Origin of the sequence: Streptomyces sp. P9-A2, assembly GCF_036634175.1 — a bacterium.
In the GTDB taxonomy this organism is placed as follows: domain Bacteria; phylum Actinomycetota; class Actinomycetes; order Streptomycetales; family Streptomycetaceae; genus Streptomyces; species Streptomyces pratens.
Genome location: NZ_JAZIFX010000001.1, coordinates 1,024,254 through 1,046,098, shown reverse-complemented (window position 1 = coordinate 1,046,098; position 21,845 = coordinate 1,024,254). Strand labels below are relative to the sequence as shown.

General features: G+C 73.1%; 20 protein-coding genes. 13 read left to right on the top strand and 7 right to left on the bottom strand.

Annotation, left to right across the window (positions count from 1 at the left end; genetic code table 11):
- The first annotated feature begins 234 nt into the window (after positions 1 to 234).
- Positions 235 to 792: a YbaK/EbsC family protein gene (locus V4Y04_RS04680; protein WP_332426036.1), complete on the top strand. Its 558-nt coding sequence runs from the start codon at positions 235 to 237 to the stop codon at positions 790 to 792.
- Positions 793 to 892: 100 nt separating this feature from the next.
- Here V4Y04_RS04680 and V4Y04_RS04675 read toward each other — a convergent pair whose 3' ends face one another.
- On the bottom strand, positions 893 to 2,116 hold the full coding sequence (locus tag V4Y04_RS04675) for a 4-hydroxybenzoate 3-monooxygenase (RefSeq protein WP_332426035.1): 1,224 nt from the start codon (positions 2,114 to 2,116) through the stop codon (positions 893 to 895).
- A 349-nt stretch (positions 2,117 to 2,465) separates the two neighbouring features.
- Between V4Y04_RS04675 and htpX the strand changes: the two genes are divergently transcribed.
- From htpX to pspAB (V4Y04_RS04660), 3 genes are read left to right on the top strand one after another with little or no spacing between them, the layout of a single operon-like run.
- Positions 2,466 to 3,380, top strand: a complete 915-nt coding sequence (gene htpX, locus V4Y04_RS04670; protein ID WP_332426034.1) for a zinc metalloprotease HtpX — start codon at positions 2,466 to 2,468, stop codon at positions 3,378 to 3,380.
- A 22-nt stretch (positions 3,381 to 3,402) separates the two neighbouring features.
- A complete protein-coding gene (gene pspAB, locus V4Y04_RS04665; protein ID WP_332426033.1) occupies positions 3,403 to 3,993 on the top strand; it encodes a PspA-associated protein PspAB in 591 nt (196 codons plus the stop codon).
- A complete protein-coding gene (pspAB, locus tag V4Y04_RS04660; protein ID WP_443079950.1) occupies positions 3,993 to 4,178 on the top strand; it encodes a PspA-associated protein PspAB in 186 nt (61 codons plus the stop codon). The genes pspAB (V4Y04_RS04665) and pspAB (V4Y04_RS04660) overlap by 1 nt, the downstream gene beginning before the upstream one ends.
- Positions 4,179 to 4,312: 134 nt before the next feature.
- Here pspAB (V4Y04_RS04660) and V4Y04_RS04655 read toward each other — a convergent pair whose 3' ends face one another.
- A complete protein-coding gene (locus V4Y04_RS04655) occupies positions 4,313 to 4,720 on the bottom strand; it encodes a CoA-binding protein (RefSeq protein ID WP_332426032.1) in 408 nt (135 codons plus the stop codon).
- A gap of 123 nt (positions 4,721 to 4,843) precedes the next feature.
- Between V4Y04_RS04655 and V4Y04_RS04650 the strand changes: the two genes are divergently transcribed.
- The 7 genes from V4Y04_RS04650 to V4Y04_RS04620 all read left to right on the top strand — a co-directional run bounded on the left by V4Y04_RS04650 (position 4,844) and on the right by V4Y04_RS04620 (position 12,739).
- Positions 4,844 to 5,650 carry a hypothetical protein gene (locus V4Y04_RS04650; RefSeq protein ID WP_332426031.1) on the top strand — a complete coding sequence of 269 codons (807 nt, stop codon included), beginning with the start codon at positions 4,844 to 4,846 and terminating at the stop codon, positions 5,648 to 5,650.
- A gap of 26 nt (positions 5,651 to 5,676) precedes the next feature.
- A complete protein-coding gene (locus V4Y04_RS04645; RefSeq protein WP_332426030.1) occupies positions 5,677 to 6,234 on the top strand; it encodes a SixA phosphatase family protein in 558 nt (185 codons plus the stop codon).
- Between the two features lie 62 nt (positions 6,235 to 6,296).
- On the top strand, positions 6,297 to 6,923 hold the full coding sequence (locus V4Y04_RS04640) for a YigZ family protein (RefSeq protein WP_332426029.1): 627 nt from the start codon (positions 6,297 to 6,299) through the stop codon (positions 6,921 to 6,923).
- Between the two features lie 141 nt (positions 6,924 to 7,064).
- Entirely contained in the window at positions 7,065 to 8,228 is a 1,164-nt protein-coding gene (locus V4Y04_RS04635; protein ID WP_332426028.1) for an exonuclease SbcCD subunit D, read from the top strand.
- The gene (locus tag V4Y04_RS04630) at positions 8,225 to 11,218 is read left to right on the top strand and encodes an SMC family ATPase (protein ID WP_332426027.1); all 2,994 of its coding nucleotides are present in this window, start codon (positions 8,225 to 8,227) and stop codon (positions 11,216 to 11,218) included. The genes V4Y04_RS04635 and V4Y04_RS04630 overlap by 4 nt, the downstream gene beginning before the upstream one ends.
- A 49-nt stretch (positions 11,219 to 11,267) precedes the next feature.
- Complete coding sequence (locus V4Y04_RS04625; protein WP_332426026.1) at positions 11,268 to 11,780, top strand: immunity 21 family protein; 513 nt, start codon at positions 11,268 to 11,270, stop codon at positions 11,778 to 11,780.
- A 74-nt stretch (positions 11,781 to 11,854) separates the two neighbouring features.
- A complete protein-coding gene (locus V4Y04_RS04620; RefSeq protein ID WP_332426025.1) occupies positions 11,855 to 12,739 on the top strand; it encodes an SDR family oxidoreductase in 885 nt (294 codons plus the stop codon).
- Positions 12,740 to 12,784: 45 nt separating this feature from the next.
- Here the strand turns inward: V4Y04_RS04620 and V4Y04_RS04615 are convergent, their stop codons facing one another.
- Together V4Y04_RS04615 and V4Y04_RS04610 are read right to left on the bottom strand one after the other, a co-directional pair.
- Positions 12,785 to 14,473 carry a DUF885 domain-containing protein gene (locus V4Y04_RS04615; protein WP_332426024.1) on the bottom strand — a complete coding sequence of 563 codons (1,689 nt, stop codon included), beginning with the start codon at positions 14,471 to 14,473 and terminating at the stop codon, positions 12,785 to 12,787.
- 32 nt (positions 14,474 to 14,505) lie between these two features.
- Positions 14,506 to 14,997, bottom strand: coding sequence for an Lrp/AsnC family transcriptional regulator (locus tag V4Y04_RS04610; RefSeq protein WP_332426023.1), 492 nt, complete (start codon positions 14,995 to 14,997; stop codon positions 14,506 to 14,508).
- A 59-nt stretch (positions 14,998 to 15,056) separates the two neighbouring features.
- On the opposite strand from V4Y04_RS04610, the gene V4Y04_RS04605 reads away from it, so the two are divergent.
- Positions 15,057 to 16,199, top strand: a complete 1,143-nt coding sequence (locus tag V4Y04_RS04605) for a trans-sulfuration enzyme family protein (RefSeq protein ID WP_332426022.1) — start codon at positions 15,057 to 15,059, stop codon at positions 16,197 to 16,199.
- A 176-nt stretch (positions 16,200 to 16,375) separates the two neighbouring features.
- On the opposite strand, the gene V4Y04_RS04600 is transcribed toward V4Y04_RS04605, so the two are convergent.
- From V4Y04_RS04600 to V4Y04_RS04590, 3 genes are all read right to left on the bottom strand, one after another.
- Positions 16,376 to 17,734: a GNAT family N-acetyltransferase gene (locus V4Y04_RS04600; RefSeq protein WP_332426021.1), complete on the bottom strand. Its 1,359-nt coding sequence runs from the start codon at positions 17,732 to 17,734 to the stop codon at positions 16,376 to 16,378.
- A 124-nt stretch (positions 17,735 to 17,858) separates the two neighbouring features.
- The gene (locus V4Y04_RS04595; protein WP_332426020.1) at positions 17,859 to 19,442 is read right to left on the bottom strand and encodes an alkaline phosphatase D family protein; all 1,584 of its coding nucleotides are present in this window, start codon (positions 19,440 to 19,442) and stop codon (positions 17,859 to 17,861) included.
- 236 nt (positions 19,443 to 19,678) lie between these two features.
- On the bottom strand, positions 19,679 to 20,509 hold the full coding sequence (locus V4Y04_RS04590) for an alpha/beta fold hydrolase (protein ID WP_332426019.1): 831 nt from the start codon (positions 20,507 to 20,509) through the stop codon (positions 19,679 to 19,681).
- 341 nt (positions 20,510 to 20,850) lie between these two features.
- On the opposite strand from V4Y04_RS04590, the gene V4Y04_RS04585 reads away from it, so the two are divergent.
- A complete protein-coding gene (locus V4Y04_RS04585; protein WP_332426018.1) occupies positions 20,851 to 21,738 on the top strand; it encodes an RNA polymerase sigma-70 factor in 888 nt (295 codons plus the stop codon).
- The last annotated feature ends 107 nt before the right edge of the window (positions 21,739 to 21,845 follow it).

Below are 21,845 nucleotides of genomic sequence, written 5' to 3'. Positions count from 1 at the left end.
AGGCCCGTATCATCCTCGCCCACCGGGCCGTACGCCCTTCTTCGGCGCGCCGCGGGCCGACAGCCGGCACCGGCTGCTCGCGGGCGCCGGGGCCCCCGACCGCGGGAGACGCGGGACCGGCGGCCCGTGCGGGCGAGAGCGGCGGACCGAAATAGATGATCATGAAGGTTCTGGTCCTGCCCGTGCGCTGAGACACCCCGTCGGCAGCCGCCGCCCGGCTGTTACCTTGCCGCCATGCGCGCACCCATCGGCACTTTCGACCACGCCACTCCCGCCCCCGACTGCCTCGACGAACTCACCGCGCCGGTCGCCGCGACCGTCCGCGCCTGGAGCGGCAGCGTCCCCGCCGAGCAGATCCTCTACGTCGACACGGACCCGCGCTGGGCCGACACCGCAGTCTTCGTCGAGCACTACGGCCGGGACCTCCTCGAGCGCTCGGCGAACTGCGTGGTCGTGGCGGGCAAGCGGGGCGGCGGGAGCACCCTCGCCGCCTGTGTCGTCCTGTCCACCACCCGGGCCGACGTCAACGGCCTCGTGCGCCGCCGGCTCGGCGCCCGCAAGGCGTCGTTCGCCCCGATGGACACGGCGACGGGGGAGACCGGCATGGAGTACGGCGGCATCACCCCGATCGGACTGCCCGCCGACTGGCCGGTGCTCGTGGACGCGGCCGTCGTCGACCTGCCGTACGTGCTCGTCGGCAGCGGCCGCCGGCGGGGAAAACTCCTGGTGCCGGGCAAGGCCTTCGCCGAACTGCCCGGCGCGGTCGTGCTGGAGGGACTGGGAGTGGCCTGAGCCGCACGCCGCCGGGGACGGGGGCCGCACGCCGCCGGGAACGGGAATCGAATGTGCCGTGACCCGGTCGGTGCCGCGTCCGCACGTCTCAGTACTCCTCTCAGTACTCCTCGGCCGTGCCCAGGTACTGCTCGGCGAAGGCGACAGCCGCGGCGCGGGACGTGAACAGACGCCGCAGCCGGGCGAGCGTGGTGCCCGCGCGGAAGGGTTCGCCCGCCGCGGTGCCGTGGTAGAGCTCGGAGAGCCACTGCGAGAACTCCTGGTAGTCCCACACACGCCGCAGGCAGGTCTGCGAGTAGCAGGCCAGCCCGCTGTCGTTGCCGCTGGTGAGATGCGCGGTCAGCGCGTCGCCGAGCAGGAAGGCGTCGTACAGGGCGAGGTTCATGCCCTTGGCGGCGATCGGCGCGACCAGGTGTGCCGCGTCCCCGGCCAGGAAGAGGCGCCCGAACGCCATCGGCTCGGTGACGTAGTCGTGCATGTCCAGCACACGCTTCTCGATCAGCGGACCCTCGACCGGCGGGGGCGCCCCCGCCGCGCCGAGCCGTTGCCGGAGTTCCGTCCAGACGCGCTCGTGCGGCCAGTCGGCGGGGTCTTCGCCGGGTAAGCACTGGAGGTAGTAGCGGGTCACCTCGGGGCTGCGCGGCATCTGACCGGCGAAACCGTCCGGGTGGCAGCCGAACAACACGCTGTCGCCGGCCGGCGGAGCCTCGGCGAGCAGCGCCAGCCAGCCGATGCCGTAGTCGTGCCGTGCCACGCGTGCCCGCTCCGGCGGCAGCGCGGATCGCGTCACCCCGCGGGCCCCGTCGCAGCCGGCCACGAAGGAGCACTCCACGACCTGCCGCCCGCCGGTCTCCGGGCAGGTGTACGACACCGACGGCCGCTCGCCGTCCACGTCGTGCAGGCGCACGTCCCGCACCCCGAACCGGATCTGCCCGCCCCGTACGTCCGCGTACTCGTGCACCAGATCCGTGACCAGCAACGGCTGTGGGTAGACCCAATGATGACTGCCCGTCAGTTCATGGTAGGGGAAACGGTGCCGCTCCCCGGCGAAGCGGAACTCGCACGCGGTGTGCAACTCGGCCCGGTCCAGCAGATTCCGGGCCAGGCCGCGCCGCTCCAGGCCGCGCACCGCCCATTCCTCGATCACTCCGGCCCGGGGCCGCCTCTCGATGAACTCCCGCGACCCGGTCTCCAGGACCAGGCACTCCACACCGGCCGCCCGCAGGATGCTGCCGACCGTGAGCCCGGCGGGACCCGCACCCACGACGACGACCGGAAACCGTTGCGGAGCAACGGAGTCGGAGTGCGGAGAGGGCGGCTTCATCCGGTCAGTATGGCGGCACGGCGGCCCTTCTGGCACCGCAGCGCCACACGGCCTCCTCGGCAGGGCCGGCACGCCCCGCGGGACCGGCACAACGCATGCCTCGGACCGGCAGCAGTCGGCTGCGGCACTTGGCCTCCCGGGAGCGATGAGCGCCTCGGGGGCCGCTCATCGCTCCCGGTACCTGTCGTCTCATCGCTGCCGGTACGTGTCGTCGCCCGGCAGGCGGTCGTTCGGCGGTCGTCCGGCGGCCGGACCTGGGCCGGGCCCGTCCCAGTCGTGCTCGGAAGGAGCACACTTGCAGGAGAGGGATGTGCAGTGAGGCAGTGCATGTCCGCTGGAGGTGATCCGGATGCCCAAGACCCGGTCGCAGTCGCGGTACGCCCCGGACCGAGGACTCACCACCCGCATGGTGACGACGATGTTCTTGATCGGGCTGCTCTATGTGGTCTTCGTCGGCGTTCTGCTGGCCCTCCTGAAGAACGCGTGGCCCGTCATCCTGCTGATCGCGGGCGTCCTGTTCATCGCGCAGTTCTGGTTCAGTGACCGGATCGCGGCCTTCAGTATGGGGGCGCGCGAGGTCACCCCCGAGCAGGCTCCCGGGCTGCACGGCACCGTGGACCGCGTCTGTGCCCTCGCCGATATTCCCAAGCCGCGGGTGGCGATCGCCGACAGTGACCTGCCGAACGCCTTCGCCACCGGCCGCAACGAGAGGACGGCCCTTGTATGCGTCACCACGGGTCTGCTCCGGCGCCTGGAACCGGAGGAGCTGGAGGGCGTCCTCGCCCATGAGCTGTCGCACGTCGCCCATCGGGACGTCGCCGTGATGACCATCGCGTCGTTCCTGGGTGTGCTGGCCGGTGTCATGACCCGCGTCGCGTTCTACACCGGGCTCGGCCGCACCAGCCGCGACAGCACCACCGCCGTCGTGGCACTCCTGATTCCGCTGGTCAGTGCCGTCGTGTACGTGATCAGCTTCCTGCTGACCCGGCTGCTGTCCCGCTACCGCGAACTGTCCGCCGACCGTTCCGCGGCGTTGCTCACCGGCCGTCCGTCCGCACTCGCGTCCGCGCTCACCAAGGTGACCGGCGAGATGGCGAGGATCCCGACGAAGGATCTTCGCCGGGCAGAGCCGTTCAACGCCTTCTGGTTCGCACCGGCCTTCTCCTCCGGGGAGAGCCTGAGCCGGCTGCTCTCCTCCCACCCCACCCTCGAACAGCGCCTCGACCAGCTCGGCCGGATCTCGGCCCAGCTCGGCCGGGCCTGACGATCCATGGAGGTGCCGCGCCGTGGGGCTCCTGGACACCATCCTCGGCCGCAGCAAGCCGGTTCGCCCGGACCTCGACCAGCTCTTCAGTCTGCCCTCGGCCGCGATCACCGTGCAGGCGGGGGCGGGGTTCACTCCGACCGGGACCGGATCGGTCTGCTTCGCGAGCGTGGAGGGCGGCGCGTTCGACCGGCTCCAGCAGGAGGTACGGGAACTGCTCGACGCCGACACCGGCCGGGGCGGCACACCCGTCGAGTACACCAAGGACGCGTACGGGTACACGTGGCTCCTCGTCCATCACACGGCCGACGACACCGCCTCACTGGTCAACGATCTGCATGCCGTCAACACGCTCCTCCAGGACGCGGGCTTCGGCCCGCAACTCCTCTGCTCCCTGGTCGGGTTCCGGGCCACAGCGGACCACCGGGCCCTGGCACTGGTTTACCTCTACAAGCGCGGCACCTTTTATCCAGTGTGTATACGCCCCGGTCAGGAGAAACGAGACAACGCCCTTGAACTACAGGTCGCTGCCCTGCTTAAGAACGATCTTCGGATCGAGGAAGATCTGTCGCGCTGGTTCCCCGTGTGGGGTGCGCCGGGCATGGAGGGCTGATGGTTCTCCGCAAGCGCGGCAGCTTCTGCCCCTTCGCGCCGCTCCCCGATGGAACGGAGCGGCGCGACAACGCGTTGGAACTTCAGAGCAGGGCGCTCCTCGAGGACGACCTGCGCATCGAGGCCGATCTGGCCCGCCGGTTCCCGGTGTGGGGCGCCCCAGGTCTCGCGGGACCCCGGCCCTGAAGCCTGTCACCGACACGGCCCCCGGCCGGCCCTAACCTCAATGCCGGTGACTTTGCAGCCTTCCAGAGCTCGCCAGTGAGGACATCGCCACAGGTCAAAGGCTCGCGCGCGCCGTTAAGTCAGTGGCATTGACCCTAACCCAGGCGCGGTATCTCGATCGCCGGGCAGCGATCCATCACCATGTCCAGGCCCGCCGCACGGGTCCGCTCGTAGGCCGCCTCATCGACGACGTCGAGCTGGAACCACACCGCCTTCGCGCCCTTGGCGACGGCCTCGTCCGCGACCGCTCCGGCCAGTTCGCTGTTCACGAACACGTCGACGACGTCCACCTCGAAGGGGATGTCCGCGAGCGAGGCGTACCCCTGCTCGCCGTGCACCGTCTCGGCCTTCGGATGCACCGGCACCACTCGCTTGCCGAAACGCTGCAGTACCTGGGCGACGCCGTACGCCGCGCGCTGCCGGTTCGACGACAGGCCCACCACGGCCCAGGTGTCGTCGAGCCCGGTGAGGATCTTGCGGACCGTTGCCTCGTCGCCGTACACCGGGGCCTCCTGGAGCGTCGTAGTCGTGAGGGAGCTGTCCTGCGGGCAACGAACCGGAGCGCGGGGTGATTCCCGGCGCCGCGGGTACGCCCAATGCCACGGTGTTCCCGAAAAGCGTGCGAGATGACTGCGCGGGCCCGCTTGTGCGCTTACGCTCGCCTCGTGCTGCGCATCACCGACGCCCGGACCGGCGAACTCGTGGACGCCACCCCCGCCCGGCGGGGCCTCACCCGCGTCGAGGCCCACACGCGCGGGTTCGATCCGACGAACCTGCGCGTGCTGCTCGTCGCCGACCTGCTCGTGCGCGCCCTGGAACTCGGCGGCACCCCGGTGTGGGCGCTGCTCGACGGAGAACGGGATCTGCCCGAACTGCGCGCGGCGGGCGCCGCCCTCGGCGTACGGCCCTTCGAGAACGGCCGGGATGCCGCCGGCGCAGGGCTGGGGGAGGCCCAGGTCCTGCACGTGGTGAGCGAGGGCGGCGCGACACCCGACGGAGTCCGTGTCGCCGTCGCACCCGTCCACCAGGAAGGGCTGGGTGACGCACCGGACGGCACCGGTGCCACCGGCCCCGTCGCCCCGAACCGCCCCACCGAGCCGGCCGTCCTGCGGCTCGCCCTGCTCACGCATCCCAGGAGCAGCCCGCTGAGGCTCGACCCGGCCGCCCTGGACGAGGCCGCGGACACCCTCGGGCGCTGGCGCGGCGCGGTCGCCGCCTGGGCGCACCGGCCCTCGCGGCCCGTACCCGACACGGTGCGCGTGGACCTGCGCACCGCCTGGGAGGACGACCTGGACGCGGCCGGGATGCTCCGCGTGCTCCGCGCGGTGGAGCAGGATCCGGAGGTGCCGGACGGCGCCCGTTTCGAGACGTACGCCTACGCCGACCGGCTGCTCGGCCTCGACCTCACCCGGGACCTGGGGTCCCTGACATGACCGGGCTCCCCGGCGAACCCGGGCCCGTGGGACGCCCTGGGTTCACCCGGCCGGGCGGGGCCGCTCCCTCGCGCCGGCTGGTGGTGCTGCGGCACGCCAAGTCGGCCTGGCCCGAGGGCGTGCCCGACCGGGACCGTCCGCTCGCCGCGCGTGGCGAGCGCGACGCGCCCGCCGCCGGACGCGCGATCGCCGGCACCGTCGGCACGCCCGACCTCGTCCTGTGCTCCACCGCCGTACGCGCCCACCAGACCTGGGAACTGGCGGCGGCGGAGTGGAACACGCCCCCGCCGGTCCGGTACGAGTCCCGGCTGTACGCCGCCGGGGTCCCCGGACTGCTGGCCGTGGTGCGCGAGGCGCCCGCCGACGTCGGCACCCTGCTGCTGGTCGGCCACAACCCGGGCCTGGCCGACCTCGTCCTGGCCCTGGCCGGCGACGGCGCGGACGGCACCCTTGACCGGGTCCGCGTGAAGTTCCCGACCTCGGCGGTCGCCGTGCTGTCCTGGCGCGGCGCCGCCTGGCCGGACCTCGCCCCCGGCACCGCCCTGCTGACCGCGATGACCGTGCCCCGGGGCCCCGCGCGGTAGGCGCCTTCCGCACCCTCCCGGCCGGGGCGGCCCGCCCGGACGGCTGCGCATAGGCTGGCCGGATGCAGGACGAGTACCGCACCGTCGCCCGCGCGGGTGTGCACGAGACCGAGATCAACCGCTCCCGCTTCCGGTGCGCGCTCGCCCCGGCGGCCACCGAGCAGGAGGCGCGGGAGTTCGTCGCCGCCGTCCGCAAGGAGCACGCCGACGCCACCCACAACTGCTGGGCGTACGTCATCGGCGCGGACGCCTCCGTCCAGAAGGCCAGCGACGACGGCGAACCCGGGGGCACCGCGGGCGTCCCCATGCTGCAGATGCTGCTGCGCCGCGACATGCGCTACGTCGTCGCCGTCGTCACCCGCTACTACGGCGGCATCAAACTCGGCGCGGGCGGGCTCATCCGCGCGTACGGCGGGACCGTCGGCGAGGCGCTGGACAGCGTCGGCACGCTCACCCGGCGCCGGTTCCGGCTGGCCACGGTGACCGTCGACCACCAGCGGGCCGGCAAGGTCCAGAACGACCTGCGCTCGACGGGGCGCGAGGTGCGGGACGTGCGCTACGGCGAAGAGGTCACGATCGAGATCGCCCTCCCGGACACCGACGTGGACCGCTTCCGGTCCTGGCTCGCGGACGCGACCGCCGGTACCGCCCGCTTCGAACCGGGCGGCGAGACATACGGCGACGTGTGACCGCGACCGCACGCCCCATCGGCTCACGACGTCACACCGTTCGCTTCTGGTGCATAACGGTCATAAGGGGCTTCGGTTGTGACGGGGTGATACAGGAGTTTTTAGCCGCGCTGTCGGACCCGGCCGTTACTCTCGGGGGTCATGAGACTGCTGCACACTTCCGACTGGCACCTGGGCCGGGCGTTCCACCGGGTCGGCATGCTCGGTGCCCAGGCCGATTTCATCGGCCACCTCGTGGCGACCGTGCGCGAGCACGCCGTCGACGCGGTGGTCGTGTCGGGAGACGTGTACGACCGTGCCGTGCCGCCACTCGCCGCGGTGGAGCTGTTCGACGACGCCCTGCACCGCCTCGCCGGCCTGGGCGTGCCGACGGTGATGATCTCCGGCAACCACGACTCGGCCCGCCGTCTCGGCGTCGGCGCCGGACTCATCGGGCGCGCGGGCATCCATCTGCGGACCGACCCCTCGGCGAGCGGCACCCCCGTGATGCTGTCCGACAGCCACGGGGACGTCGCCTTCTACGGACTGCCCTATCTGGAACCGGCCCTGGTCAAGGACGAGTTCGGGGTGGAGAAGGCCGGCCACGAGGCAGTGCTCGCCGCCGCCATGGACCGGGTCCGCGCCGACCTCGCCGCCCGCCCGCGCGGTACCCGCTCGGTCGTTCTCGCGCACGCCTTCGTCACCGGCGGCGCACCGAGCGACAGCGAGCGGGACATCACCGTCGGCGGGGTCGCCGCCGTACCCGCCACAGTGTTCGACGGCATCGACTACGTGGCGCTCGGGCATCTGCACGGCTGTCAGACCCTCACCGAGCGCGTGCGCTACTCCGGCTCCCCCCTCCCGTACTCCTTCTCCGAGGCGGACCACCGCAAGAGCATGTGGCTCGTTGACCTGGCCGCCGACGGCGACGTCACCGCCGAGCGGATCGACTGCCCGGTGCCGCGCGCCCTCGCCCGGATCCGCGGCCCCCTGGAGGAGCTGCTCGCCGACCCCGGGCTCGAGCCGCACCGCGAGGCGTGGGTCGAGGCCACCCTCACCGACCCGGTCCGCCCGGCCGACCCCATGGCCCGGCTCACCGAACGCTTCCCGCACACCCTCAGCCTCGTCTTCGAACCCGAACGCGCGCCCGGCGACCCCGCGGTGTCCTACGCCCACCGCCTCGCCGGCCGCGACAACCAGCAGATCGCGGAGGACTTCGTGGCCCATGTGCGCGGTGCCGGCCCCGACGAACGGGAGCGGGCCGTCCTGCGGGACGCCATCGACGCGGTCCGCGCCGACGAGGCCGTACGGGAGGTGGCGCGGTGAGACTGCACCGGCTCGACCTCACCGCCTTCGGCCCCTTCGGCGGCTCGCTCACCGTCGACTTCGACGCACTGTCCGCCGCGGGCCTCTTCCTGCTGCACGGCCCCACCGGCGCCGGCAAGACCTCGATACTCGACGCCGTCTGCTACGCCCTGTACGGATCCGTCCCCGGCGCCCGGCAGAGCGGGCAGGGCATGACGCTGCGCAGCGACCACGCCGCCCCCGCCGTCCGCACCGAGGTCACCCTCGACCTCACCGTCGCCGGACGCCGGCTCGAGGTCACCCGGCAACCGCCCTGGCAGCGACCGAAGAAGCGCGGCACCGGCACCACCCTCGACAAGGCGCAGACCTGGCTGCGCGAGTACGACCCGGCGGCCCGGTCATGGAAGGATCTCAGCCGCTCCCACCAGGAGGTCGGCGAGGAGGTCACCCAGCTCCTGGGCATGAGCCGGGAGCAGTTCTGCCAGGTCGTCCTCCTGCCCCAGGGTGATTTCGCGCGGTTCCTGCGCGCCGACGCCGAGGCGCGCGGCAAGCTGCTCGGCCGGCTCTTCGACACCCGACGCTTCGCCGACGTGGAGAAACACCTCGCGGAGCGCCGCCGCGCCACCGAGTCCCGGGTACGGGACGGCGACGCGGAGCTGCTCGCCGACGCGCACCGGATGCAGCAGGCCGCCGGCGAGGCCATGCCCCTCGACGGCCTCGCGCCGGGCGAGCCGGGACTGGCCGAGAGTGTGCTGACCGCGGCCGCCGTCGCCCGCAGCACCGCCCGCGAACAGCTCACCGTCGCCCGCTGCCGTCTCGTCGCCGCCGAATCCGCGCAGGCCGCCGCCGACCGGTCACTGGACGAGGCCCGCGAACGGGACCGGCTGCAACGGCGGTTCGCCGAGGCGCGGGAGCGCGCGGCGCGGCTGGCGGAGGGAGACGGCGCCCGGCAGGAGGCGCAGACGCTCCTGGACCGCTCCCGCAGGGCCGAGGCGGTGGCCCCCGCCCTGGAACTGCGGGAGTCCGCCGACGCCGAACACCGGGAGGCGGCCGCCGTCGAGGCGCGCACGCGTGCCGTGCTCCCCGAGGCGTACAGGGAGGCGGGCGCGGCCGGGCTCACGGCTGCCGCGCGCCGGGCCGCCGAGGAACTGGGCGGCCTCGAGTCGGCCCGCCGCGCCGAGCGCCGGCTCGCCGAACTCCTTGACGAACGGGCCGGCCTGGACCGCCAGGAGCGCGCCGACGACGACGTACTGGACGAGTCGGACACCTGGCTCACCGGCTGGGAGGAGACCCGGAGCGGACTCCAGGCCCGCATCGAGTCCGCGCAGGAGGCCGCGACCACGGCCGGTGAACTCGCGGTGCGGCGCGACCCCGCGCACAAGCGGCTGAACGCCGCACGGCTGCGGGACCAACTGGCCGGGGACACCGACCGCGCCGCCGAGCAGGCCCGCCGGGCCCGGGAGCAGGCACTCGCGGCCAAGCAGCACTGGCTCGACCTCAAGGAACAGCGACTGGCCGGCATCGCCGCCGAACTCGCCGCTAACCTCACCGACGGCACACCCTGCATGGTCTGCGGTGCCGTCGAACACCCCGCACCCGCCCGCAAGGACGCCGGCCACGTCGACCGCGAGGCGGAGGAGCGCGCCCTCGCCGCCCACCAGAGCGCTGAGGAACGCCGTACCGGTCATGAACGGCGCCTCGGCGTCGTCCGCGAGGCGCTGGCCGCCGCCGGAGCGGAGGCGGGGGACACGCCGACCGGCCGACTCGTCCACGAGGTAGCGAAGTTGGAGGAGCAGTACGCGCGGGCCCGGGATGCGGCCTCCGTGCTGCACTCCGCGCGGGAACAGCTGCGGCAGGCGGAGCACGAACACGAGCGGCGGCTGACCGCACAGCGTGAGGCGGCGGTCCGGACCGCCGCGCGGGCGGGTGTCCGCGAGCGCCTCGACCAGGAACAGGCCTCGCTGGAGGAGGAGTTGTCCAAGGCGCGGGGCGCCGCGGACAGTGTGACCGCGCGCGCCGCCCAACTGGAGCGCGACACCGCGTGGTTCGCCGACGCCGCCGACGCCGTCCGGCTCGCCGAGGGCACCGCGCAGCGGCTCAAGCAGGCCGACGCCAGGCTCGCGGACGCCGCCTTCAGGGCCGGCTTCGACACCCCGCGGGCGGCGGCCGAGGCACTGCTCGACGCGGCCACCCGCCGCGCACTGCAGCACCGACTGGACGCCTGGCAGCAGGAGGAGGCAGCCGTACGCGCGGTGCTCGCCGAGTCCGACACCGTGGCCGCCGCCCAGCAGCCACCCGCCGGCCTCGCCGCCGCGCAGCGCACCGCCGAGGACGCGGACCGCAGGGTGCGTGAAGCGGCCTCCGCGCGCGACGCCGCCGCCCGCCGCTGCGCCGAACTCGACCGCCTCTCCACGCGGGCCACCGCCTCCGTGCACCGGCTGGCACCACTGCGCGACGAGTACGACCGGGTGGCCCGCATGGCGGGCCTCACCGCCGGCACCTCGGCCGCCAACGAACGCAGGATGCGCCTGGAGTCCTACGTCCTGGCCGCCCGTCTGGAACAGGTCGCCGCCGCGGCGACCGCGCGACTGCACCGCATGTCGTCCGGCCGCTACACCCTGGTGCACTCCGACGACCGCACCGGGCGCGGCCGCAGCGGCCTCGGGCTGCACGTCGTGGACGCGTGGACCGGCCGGGAGCGGGACACCGCGACCCTCTCGGGCGGCGAGACCTTCTTCGCCTCGCTCGCCCTCGCCCTGGGTCTCGCCGACGTCGTCACCGACGAGGCCGGCGGGGTCCGGCTGGACACCCTCTTCATCGACGAGGGCTTCGGCAGCCTCGACGACCAGACCCTCGACGAGGTACTGGACGTCCTGGACTCCCTGCGCGAACGCGACCGCAGCGTGGGCATCGTCAGCCATGTCGCCGATCTGCGCCGACGGATCCACGCCCAGCTCGCCGTCGTGAAGGGCCGGTCCGGTTCGACGCTGCGGCAGCGCGGGGCCACCTGAGCCGAACCCGTGGGTACGTCAAAGGAGTTGGCCTTGTCAGGTTTCGCGCATGGTGCGATATGCGGAGCCGGGCACGGTGGAGTGGGTGGAATCGGGCGGTGGCCCCCTCATCGCGGTGCCGGAGACGGTGCTGCCGCTCTGGACGGGCGCCGACGGCGAGGAGACGGCCTCCGACTACGACCGGGCCTGCGAGGTGGACGGCCCCGTCGGGCTCCTCCCGGTGGGCGACTCCACGGCCCTGGCCCTGGGCGGCGAACCCGCGGCGACCGCCTTCCTCCCCGAGTACGCCACCCTCGTCCGGTGGGTCGCCGCCGAATCCGAGGCGGAACTCCTGGCAAGCGTTCCCGAGGCGCTGCGGACCGCGCCGTGGCAGCCGGAGGTGCACTGGCAGGTCCCGGGCACGGTCCTGCTGTTCGACGCGGCCTGGCCCGGCCCGCACTCCGCGGACACCGAGCACATACGACTCACGCTGACCCCGGGCCGCTACGCGGTCCGCGCGGCCCGGGTCCGGCCGGGCCCGGAGACCTGGCTCGACCTCGTCCAGCTGCGTCACCTGGGCTGAGACCACCGACACGCGCGGGACCGTCGGCGTTATTCGTGTGCGCTGCGTCCCCCGGTCGCCCACCATGGGTGACCATGCCCCGGCTTCCGCACTCCGCACCCGAAGCGTTCCGTCGTGACCCCCTGCCCCTGCGTGGCCGGACCGCACTGGTCACCGGCGCCAGCCGACGCGGCGGCATCGGACACGCGGTCGCCCGACGCCTCGCCGCCCACGGAGCGGGCGTCTACCTGCACCACCACGTGCCGCACGACGCCGCGATGCCCTGGGGTGCCGACCGGCCCGAGGACGTGGCCGCCTCCGTACGGGAAACCCTCGGAGACCCCTCGGCCCGGGTGGTGTCGGGTCCGGGCGACCTCTCCGACCCGGCCGTGCCCGCCGAACTCCACGACCGGGCCACCGCCGCACTCGGCGGGCGGCTCGACATCCTCGTCGCCAACCACGCCCTCAACGGCTCCGACGGCACCCTCGACGCGATCGACACCGCGATGCTCGACGCCCACTGGGCCGTCGACACCCGCTCGGTGATCCTGCTCGTCCAAGCCCATGCCCGGCACCGGGCCGCTCTGCCCCCGCGCACCCCGGGCGGGCGCGTGATGACGATGACGTCCGGGCAGGACATCGCGGGCGGAATGCCGGGCGAGATCGCCTACGCCCTCCAGAAGGGCGCGCTCGCCTCGATCACCCGCTCCCTGGCCACCACGCTGGCCGAGCACGCCGTCACGGTGAACACCGTCAACCCCGGCCCGGTGGACACCGGCTACCTCACCGGCGACGCCTACGAGGCCGTCGCCGCACGCTTCCCCGGCGGGCGGTGGGGGGTGCCCGACGACCCCGCCCGCCTCATCGCGTGGCTGGCCACGGACGAGGCGATTGGGGTCTCCCCTGCTCGAACGGAGTTGAGAGCTTGGGGAAGGATCACGGGGCAGGTCATCGACTCCGAGGGAGGCTTCCGGCGCTGACGCCGGTGGAGCCGTCCCGGGGCCGGCCGCCGACGGCGGCCCGGCTCACAGCGCCGACAGTTCGTCCACCAGGTCGTCCAGGCCCAGCGAACCCTGGGACAGGGCCGCCATGTGCCACGCCTTGGGGTCGAAGGCGTCGCCGTGCCGCTTGCGGGCGTTCTCCCGGCCCAGCAGCCAGGCCCGCTCGCCGAGCTTGTAGCCGATGGCCTGGCCGGGGATCGTCAGATAGCGGGTCAGCTCGCTCTCCACGAAGTCCGCGGGACGGCTGCTGTGTGCCCCGAAGAACTCCTCGGCCAGCTCCGGCGTCCAGCGCTCGCCCGGGTGGAACGGAGAGTCCGCCGGAATCTCGAGTTCCAGGTGCATGCCGATGTCCACGACGACCCGGGCGGCCCGCATCATCTGCGCGTCCAGGTAGCCGAGCCGCTCCTCCGCGTCCGCGAGGAAGCCGAGCTCGTCCATCAGCCGCTCCGCGTACAGCGCCCAGCCCTCCGCGTTGGCGCTGACCATGCCGACGGAGGCCTGGTAGCGGGACAGGTCCTCGGCGACGTGCGCCCACTGCGCCAACTGGAGGTGATGGCCGGGGACACCTTCGTGGTACCAGGTCGACACCAGGTCGTAGACGGGGAAGCGGGTCAGCCCCATGGTCGGCAGCCAGGTACGGCCGGGCCGGGAGAAGTCCTCCGACGGGGGCGTGTAGTAAGGCGCCGCCGCGCTGCCCGGCGGGGCGATCCGCGACTCCACCTTCCGTACCCGCTCGGCGAGTTCGAAGTGGGTGCCGTCGAGCGAGTCGATCGCCTTGTCCATCAGGCCCTGCAGCCAGTCGCGGACCTCGTCGACGCCCTCGATGTGCCGGCCGTGCTCGTCGAGGTGCGCCAGTGCCACCCACGGTGTGCCGGCACCCGGCAGGACCTTCTCGGCCTCCTCCTTCATCTCGCCGAGGAGCCGGTGGTACTCGGCCCAGCCGTAGGCGTACGCCTCGTCCAGGTCGAGGTCGGTGCCGTTGTAGTAGCGGGACCAGCGGGCGTAGCGTTCCCGGCCCACGGTGTCGGGGGCGCCCTCGATCGCCGGCGCGTACACGTCGCGCATCCAGTCCCGCAGCTCCACCACGGCCGCGGTCGCGGAACGTGCCGCCTCGTCCAGCTCCGCGCGCAGCGTGTCCGGCCCCGGCGCGGCGAAGTCCTCGAACCAGCCCCGGCCCTCGCCGGTGTCCGCCCACTCGGTGAGCTGTCCGACGAACGTGGTGGTCGGCCGCGGCGCCGCGTACAGCTTGCGCTCCAGGCCGAGCGCGAGGGATTCCCGGTAGCCCGCCAGCGCGGCCGGTACCGCGCGCAGCCGCTCGGCGACCGCGGCCCAGTCCTCCTCGGTCTGCGTCGGCGTCACGGTGAACACCTCACGCACCGAGTGGGCGACGGTGCCCAGGTTGCCGACCGAACGCAGCCCTTCGTCGGCCTCGTGCACGGCGAGCTCCGCGGTGAGCCGTTCGCGCAGCAGCCGGGCGCAGCGGCGCTCGATGCCGCTGTCCGCGCCGGGCCGGGCCTCGGCCTCGTCGAGCCGGGCGAGCGTGGCCCGCTGAAGCTCCGCGAGTGCGGCCTGGCCCGCGGGGGAGAGGTCGGGCAGGCGGCGGTAACTCTCCCGCACGCCGAGATACGTACCGGTGACCGGGTCGAGGGCGATGAGGTCGTCGACGTATGCGTCGGCGACCTCGCGGGGCAGCGGGCTGTGGGTCTCAGACATGGCGACCATCCTGGTACGAGGCCCGCCGGACGTCACCCGGATTGAGCCGAGGGCGAAGACGGCAGCAGCGGACCGCAGTCCCACTGCTGGAAGATCAACCGCGTCTCCACGCGTGCCACCTCCCGCCGCGACGTGAACTCGTCCAGCACCAGCCGTTGCAGATCCGCCATGTCCGCGACCGCGACATGGATCAGATAGTCGTCCGGTCCGGTCAGATGGAAGACGGTCAGCGATTCCGGCAGTGCCCGGATCCGCTCCACGAACGGCCCCACCAGCTCCCGCCGGTGCGGCCTGACCTGAACCGACAGCAGCGCCTGGAGCCCTCGCCCCAGCTTGGCCGGGTCCAGCTTCAGCCGATGGCCGAGGATCACTCCGGAGCGCCGCAACCGGCTCACCCGGTCCAGGCAGGTCGACGGCGCGACCCCCACCTGCGCGGCGAGGTCCCGATACGTCGTCCGGGCGTCGTTCTGCAACAGCCGCAGCAGATGAAGATCCACCGGATCCAGTACGACAGAATCGGCCACCGGCCGAACGTAACACGGGAACCGGCCCTCACGGCCCGGCCGGTGTTCACCCTTCGGTCATGGACGCACGCATGGGCACGCGCAGCACCACGAGAGCACTCGCCACCGAGGCCGTGCACGCCGGCCGGGACGACCTGGCCCGGCAGGGCCTGCACGCCCCACCGATCGACCTGTCCACCACCTACCCCGCCTACGACAGCCGCGGTGAGGCCGCCCGGATCGACGCCTTCGCCGCCACCGGCGTACAGCCGGACGGCCCGCCCGTCTACGGACGGCTCGGCAACCCGACCGTCGCCCGTTTCGAGACCGCCCTGGCCCGCCTGGAGGGCACGGAGTCCGCCGTCGCCTTCGCCAGCGGCATGGCCGCGCTCAGCGCCGTCCTGCTGGCGCGCGGCTCCATGGGCCTGCGCCATGTCGTCGCCGTGCGCCCCCTGTACGGATGCAGCGACCACCTGCTGACCGCCGGGCTGCTCGGCTCCGAGGTGACGTGGACCGACCCGGCGGGGGTCGCCGACGCACTGCGTCCCGACACCGGGCTGGTGCTGGTGGAGTCACCGGCCAACCCGACCCTGACCGAGGTCGATCTGCGGGCACTCGCCCGGGACTGCGGCTCCGTGCCGCTGCTCGTCGACAACACCTTCGCCACACCCGTCCTCCAGCGCCCGGCCGAGCACGGGGCGCGACTGGTGCTGCACAGCGCCACCAAGTACCTCGGCGGGCACGGGGACGTCCTGGCCGGCGTGGTGGCCTGCGACGAGGAGTTCGCCGGGCGGCTGCGGCAGATACGGTTCGCCACCGGTGGCGTATTGCATCCGCTGGCCGGCTACCTGCTGCTGCGAGGACTGTCGACGCTGCCGGTCCGGGTCCGGGCAGCCTCGGCGAGCGCCGCCGAACTCGCCCGCAGACTGACTGCCGATGAACGTGTGGCCCGGGTGCACTACCCGCGCATCGGCGGGGCGATGGTCTCCTTCGAGGTGCACGGGGACCCGCACGAGGTGATCGGCGGCGTACGGCTGATCACCCCGGCGGTGAGCCTCGGCAGCGTGGACTCCCTCATCCAGCACCCGGCGTCCATCAGCCACCGCATCGTCGACGCCGGCGACCGCAGGGCCGCGGGAGTCGGCGACCGGCTGCTGCGACTCTCCGTCGGCCTGGAGGACGTCGACGACCTGTGGGCCGACCTGGACGGAGCGCTGGGCTGACCGGACGGGGCGGCCGGGCCGAGACGCGCGCACGCGGAGCGGCCACAGAACGCCGGCGGAGCGGCCCGGCGGAATCCGCCGGGCCGTCTGCGCGTTCGGTCCGCTCGAAGTGCGTGTCCGGACCGCGCGTCCGTCCCCTCTGCGTGGCCCCTCTACGTGTTCCGTGGTGCGACGGCCTACGGTCGGCGACCGACGCGGGAGCCGCTGTGCTCCTGCTCGCCGCGCTCCTCCGGTGTGCGGCGGGCCGGTTCCCGGTCCAGGCGGGCGGTGATGACCAGGGTGCCCTCCTCGATCTGGTAGTCGAGGGGGAGTTCCAGGCCGCGCATCGCGGCGACCATGCCGGTGTTCGACGCCTGTGTCACGGCGTAGACATGGGCGCAGCCCGCCTCGCCGGCCATCGCCGCCAGCCGGGCGAGAAGCTCACCGCCGATGCCCCGGCGCTGCCAGGCGTCCTCGATGAGCAGAGCCACCTCGGTCTCGTCGCCGTCCCACAGCAGGTGGCCGAGGCCGACGATGCGCCCCGAGGCCGTCCGCACGGCGAGCGTGCGGCCGAAGCGCGGGCTGAGCAGGTGGTTCAGGTAGCGGTCCACATCGCCGACCGGCCCGTGGTAGCGCAGGCGCAGGGTCTCGGGCGAGCACCGCTCGTGCATCGCCCGTGCCGCCTCCAGGTCGCCGGTGCAGGCCCGGCTCACGGTGATGTCGCTGCCCTCGGGCAGCGTGAGGACGTCCTGGCCGCGGGGGACCCGGGGGCCGAGCCGGGCGTCCAGCTCCACCAGGGCCCTGACTCGGGCGAACTCGGTGGGTGTGAACGGCAGATACGGCCGCTCCACGGTGATCACACCGCCCTCGGGGGCGCGCAGCCGCATCACGGTGTCCTCCAGGGCCCCCTCGACCGGCACATCCTCCGGCGCCCGCCGGCCGGTACCCGGCGCGGCGGGCAGCGAACGGATCGTGCACCGCCCCAGCAACTTCCGTATCGCCAAAGGGAGTTCCGCGGGGTCCAGGGCCGCACGCGCGGCGAGGCCCAGCATCCGGGTCGGCGCGTCCACCAGGTCGTGGGCGTCGGCCCGCTCGATCCAGGTGTCGGTGCCCCCGGCTCCCGACACCGCCGCCATGAGGCCGGTGCCGGTCAGGCGGGCGGGGACCCGCAGCAGGAACTCGTCGACCGTGGCCGTGCCCAGCGGGTGCGTCTGCAGGCTCAGGATGTCGACGCTCTCCCCGGCCAGCGCCGTGCACAGCGCGGCCAGCGCGCCCGGTTCGTCCCGCACCGTCGTCCGCATCCGCCACAGGGCGCTCTCCAGCGGGGCGCTGCGCCCGGCCCCGTCGGCGGACGACGCGGCCGGCACCCCGTCCCGCGACCCGGCGGCCGGGGCCCGGCCGCCGTCGGTATCGGATGCGGGGGGCGCGTGACCGTGGCGGCGTGCCCACCAACTGTGCAACGCCGCCGTGAACCGTGCGGTCCGTTCGCCCCCCGACCGCCCCTGCGGGGAACGGCCCCGGCGGTCGTGCTTCTCGTCCGGCATGTCTCGGCTCATGCAGCCACTGTGAAGGAAGTGTGTTTCGTGATCACTAACGTGCCATGGCTGACGAGTAAAGAGTTCCTATGGCGCGTATGATCCTTTTGTCGCTTCGCCGGTCGGCGGGTTGTCCATCGACCGGTCACTGACCGACCAGGCCCGGCTGCAACCGCTTCGCGTACAGCACGGTGCCGTCCTGCTCCCGCAACCGTACGGTCAGCTCTCCGCTGTCGCCGTCGATGTCGACCTCGCCGAAGAACTGGTGACCGCCGGCGGGCGAGACGTTCGCCGCGGTCGGCGCCTTCACGAACACCCGCTCAGGGCCGAAGGTGCCGTCGAGCGCGCTCGCAGGGAAGGCACCCGCGTTCAACGGCCCGGAGACGAACTCCCAGAACGGCTCGAAATCGCCGAACGCGGCCCGCGCGGGCTGGTAGTGCTGGGCCGAGGTGTGGTGTACGTCGGCCGTCAGCCACACCGTGCCGGTGATCCGCCGGTGCTTGATGAACCGCAGCAGCTCGGCGATCTGCAGCTCGCGCCCCAGCGGTGCGCCCGGGTCGCCCTGGGCCACCGCCTCGACGTGCTGGGCGCCCTCGCCGGTGTCGGACACGATCAGGCCGAGCGGCATGTCCGCGGCGATCACCTTCCACACCGCCCGGGACCGTGCCAGTTCCCGCTTGAGCCACTCCAACTGCTCGCGCCCGAGGATTCCCTGCGGGTCCACGGCCTGGTCACCGGGGGAGTTGGCGTTGCGGTACGTCCGCATGTCCAGTACGAACACGTCCAGCAACGGCCCCTGCCGCAGCACCCGGTGGACCCGGCCCTCGCGATCGCCCGGCCGCAGCGTGGACATCGGGAAGTACTCGCTGAACGCACGCCGCGCCCGTGCCGCCAGTACATCGACGCTCTTCTCCGTGTACCGGCTGTCCGTGTCCGCGATCCGCTGGCCCGGGTACCAGTTGTTGCGCACCTCGTGGTCGTCCCACTGCACGATCGACGGCACCTGGGCGTTGAACCGGCGGAAGTGCTCGTCGAGCAGGTTGTACCGGAAGTTGCCGCGGAACTCGGCCAGGGTCTCGGCGACCTTGGACTTCTCCTGCGTGGTGATGTTCCGCCAGATGCTGCCGTCCGGCAGCGCGGCGGTCGCCGGGATCGGGCCGTCGGCGTAGACGGTGTCGCCGCTGAACAGGAAGAAGTCGGGGTCGGTCCGGGCCATCGCCTCGAAGATCCGGTAGCCGCCGAAGTCGGGGTTGATGCCCCAGCCCTGCCCCGCCAGGTCGCCCGACCACACGAACCGCACGCCCTCGCGCCGCCGCGCGGGCACCGTCCGGAACGTGCCGGTGACCGGCTCGCCCGAGCGGCGCGGATCGTCCGGGTCGGCGAGCCGCACCCGGTAGTGGATCTGCTCGCCCGCCGGCAGTCCGTGCAGCCGAGTGGTTCCCGTGAAGTCCGTGCCGGGGCCGAGCAGCGGGCCGTGCCGGCGCTGCGGGCGGTGGAACGACTCGGTCGCCGACGTCTCGACGATCATCCGGGCCGGGCGGTCGGAGCGCACCCACACCAGCCCGGAGTCGTGCGTCACGTCGCCCGTCTGCACACCCCACTTCGCTTCCGGACGCCCGGACCGGGCGAAGGCGGGCGTCGGTCCGGCGGCGGGCAGGGCCAGGGCCGCCGAGGCCGCGAGCGAGCCGCGCAGGACGGAGCGGCGGCCGGGGAACGAACGGGGTGACATGAATGCGCCTCCAGAGGGTGGGAGATCCTGCCGGTGTGCGCTGCCACAAGTACTCGGGCGGCACGGCTCGCACACAAACCCCGAGTGAACAACTCGCCACTCCCCCAAGGGGAACGACGCGCCGCCGGTGCCGCTCACCGCCTCCTGGCGTAATCCTCAGACTCCCTCCGCCTCACGTCACGTCACGTCCCGTCGTGCCGTGTCCGGTCGCGTCGCGCCGATCCGGGCGGTCCCGTTCAGCGGCTGCCGTCGAGGAGAACGCGGGCGACCAGGGCGGGGTCGTCGTTCATCGGGACGTGGCCGCAGCCGGGCAGCCGGATCAGCCGCGCCCCGGGGATCGTCCGTTTGGCGCGGACCCCCTGACGGGGGATGAGCAGCCGGTCGCGGGCGCCCCAGGCGACGGTGACCGGGATGCCGGGCACGTCGTCGGTGAACCGCACGGCGGCGCCCGCCCTCAGTGTCTCGGCGAAGCCGGCGGCACCGGCGAGCGCGAGCGTCTCGGCGACCACCGCCTCGGGTGAACGGCGGCCCGGCCGGGCGTAGATGGTGCTGGTCAGTACCGCGCGTCCGACCGCCGAACGGGCGAGCCGCTCGACCAGGGGCAGCGGCATGCGCTCCGCGATCCGTCGCATTCCGGTCAGCACGCCGAAGGCGTACCGTCGCTCCGCCGGGGTCCAGAACCCGGCCGGGGACAGTGCGGTGACGGACCGTACGAGGTTCTCGCGGCCGAGCTCCAGGGCCAGCAGACCACCGAGCGAGTTGCCCGCGACGTGGGGCCGGTCGAGCTCCAGTTTCCCGCACAGGGCGGCGAGGGCGGCGTTCATGGTGGGCAGGTCGTGGACGAGGCCGCCCGGAAGCGCCGGGGAGGCACCGAAACCGGGCAGGTCCACGGCGATCACCTCGCGTTCGGCGGCGAGGATGTCCACGACCGGGTCCCAGGCCTGACGGTGATGACCGATGCCGTGCAGTAGAAGCAGCGGTTCACCGCGGCCCGCGCGTGTGTAGGACAGGGTCACGGTCTGCGGGCCGTGCGGGGAAGTGACCTCGAAGGAGACGGTCGCGGACATGAGGTGCTCCTCGTCTGGGACTCGGGGTGTCCGGGTTCGTGGTGCCGGGGCACGGGGCGGCCGGGACGCCCGGTGGGACACCGGTGTCGACGTCGCCCGACGCCGTAGACAGCTTGTCAGCAATCGCTACCGGCGGGTAGCCCCGGAGCGCCGGGTCCTGGCCCGGGCTCCCGGCTCGGATCCTGCCTCCGGGGCTCGGCCTCGGGGGCTCGGCTTCGGGGGCTCGGCTTCCGGGGCTCGGCACTCGGGTCCCGGTTCTTGGACTCCGGCTCCGGCGTCCTTGTTCCGCGACGCGCCGAATCCGCCTGGACACGGCCGCACGGGTCGGCTGGGATGAAGGGGTGAGCACCGACACCGTGACCGACGCCTTCGAGGAGCACCGCCCCGTCCTCCTGGGGGTGGCCTACCGCATGCTCGGTCGGGTGGCCGACGCCGAGGACGTGGTCCAGGAGGCGTGGCTGCGCTGGGCGGGCGGCAACAGGTCCGAGGTCCGCGAGCCGCGTGCCTACCTGGTGCGCGTCACCACGCGTCTCGCCATCGACCGGCTGCGTCAGATCAAGGCGCGGGGCGAGACGTACGTCGGCCCGTGGTTGCCCGAGCCCTACCTCACCGACTTCGGCGACACCACCCCGGACACCGCCGAGCAGGTGATGCTCACCGACTCGGTCTCGCTCGCCGTCCTGGTCGTCATGGAGTCGCTGTCTCCGCTGGAGCGCGCGGTGTTCGTCCTGCGGGAGGCGTTCGGTTACCCCTACTCCGGCATCGCCGCCCTGCTCGACCGCGGCGAACCGGCGGTGCGCCAGCTCGCCGCGCGGGCCCGCAAGCACGTCGAGGAGCGCCGTCCGCGCTATGACGTCGACCCCGCACAGCGCCGAGAGCTGACCGAGCGGTTCCTGGCGGCGGCGGCCGGCGGTGATCTGGAAGGGCTCATGAAGCTGCTCGCCCCCGACGTACGGCTCATCGGCGACAGCGGCGGCAAGTCGCGCGCCCCGCTGCGTGTCCTGGAGAGCGCCGACAAGGTGGGCCGCTTCCTTGTCGGTATCACCCGTAAGGGGTTCCCCGACTTCTCGGTCCGTCTCCTGGAGCTCAACGGCGGCCCTGCGGCACTGGTCCTCACCGGCGGCAGGCCCGACACCGTCTTCCAACTGGACGTCGTCGACGGGCGGGTCCAGGCGGTCTACATCATCCGCAACCCCGACAAGCTGCGCTCACTGGGGGCTGCCCGGTAGGGGCCGGCCACCCGCACACGGGGCCCGTGTCGTCCGGCGCGGGCCCCGCCGTCATGTCCGATTGGTATTGACCAAGGGTGAAGGCCGCCATATTGTCGCAGAGAAGT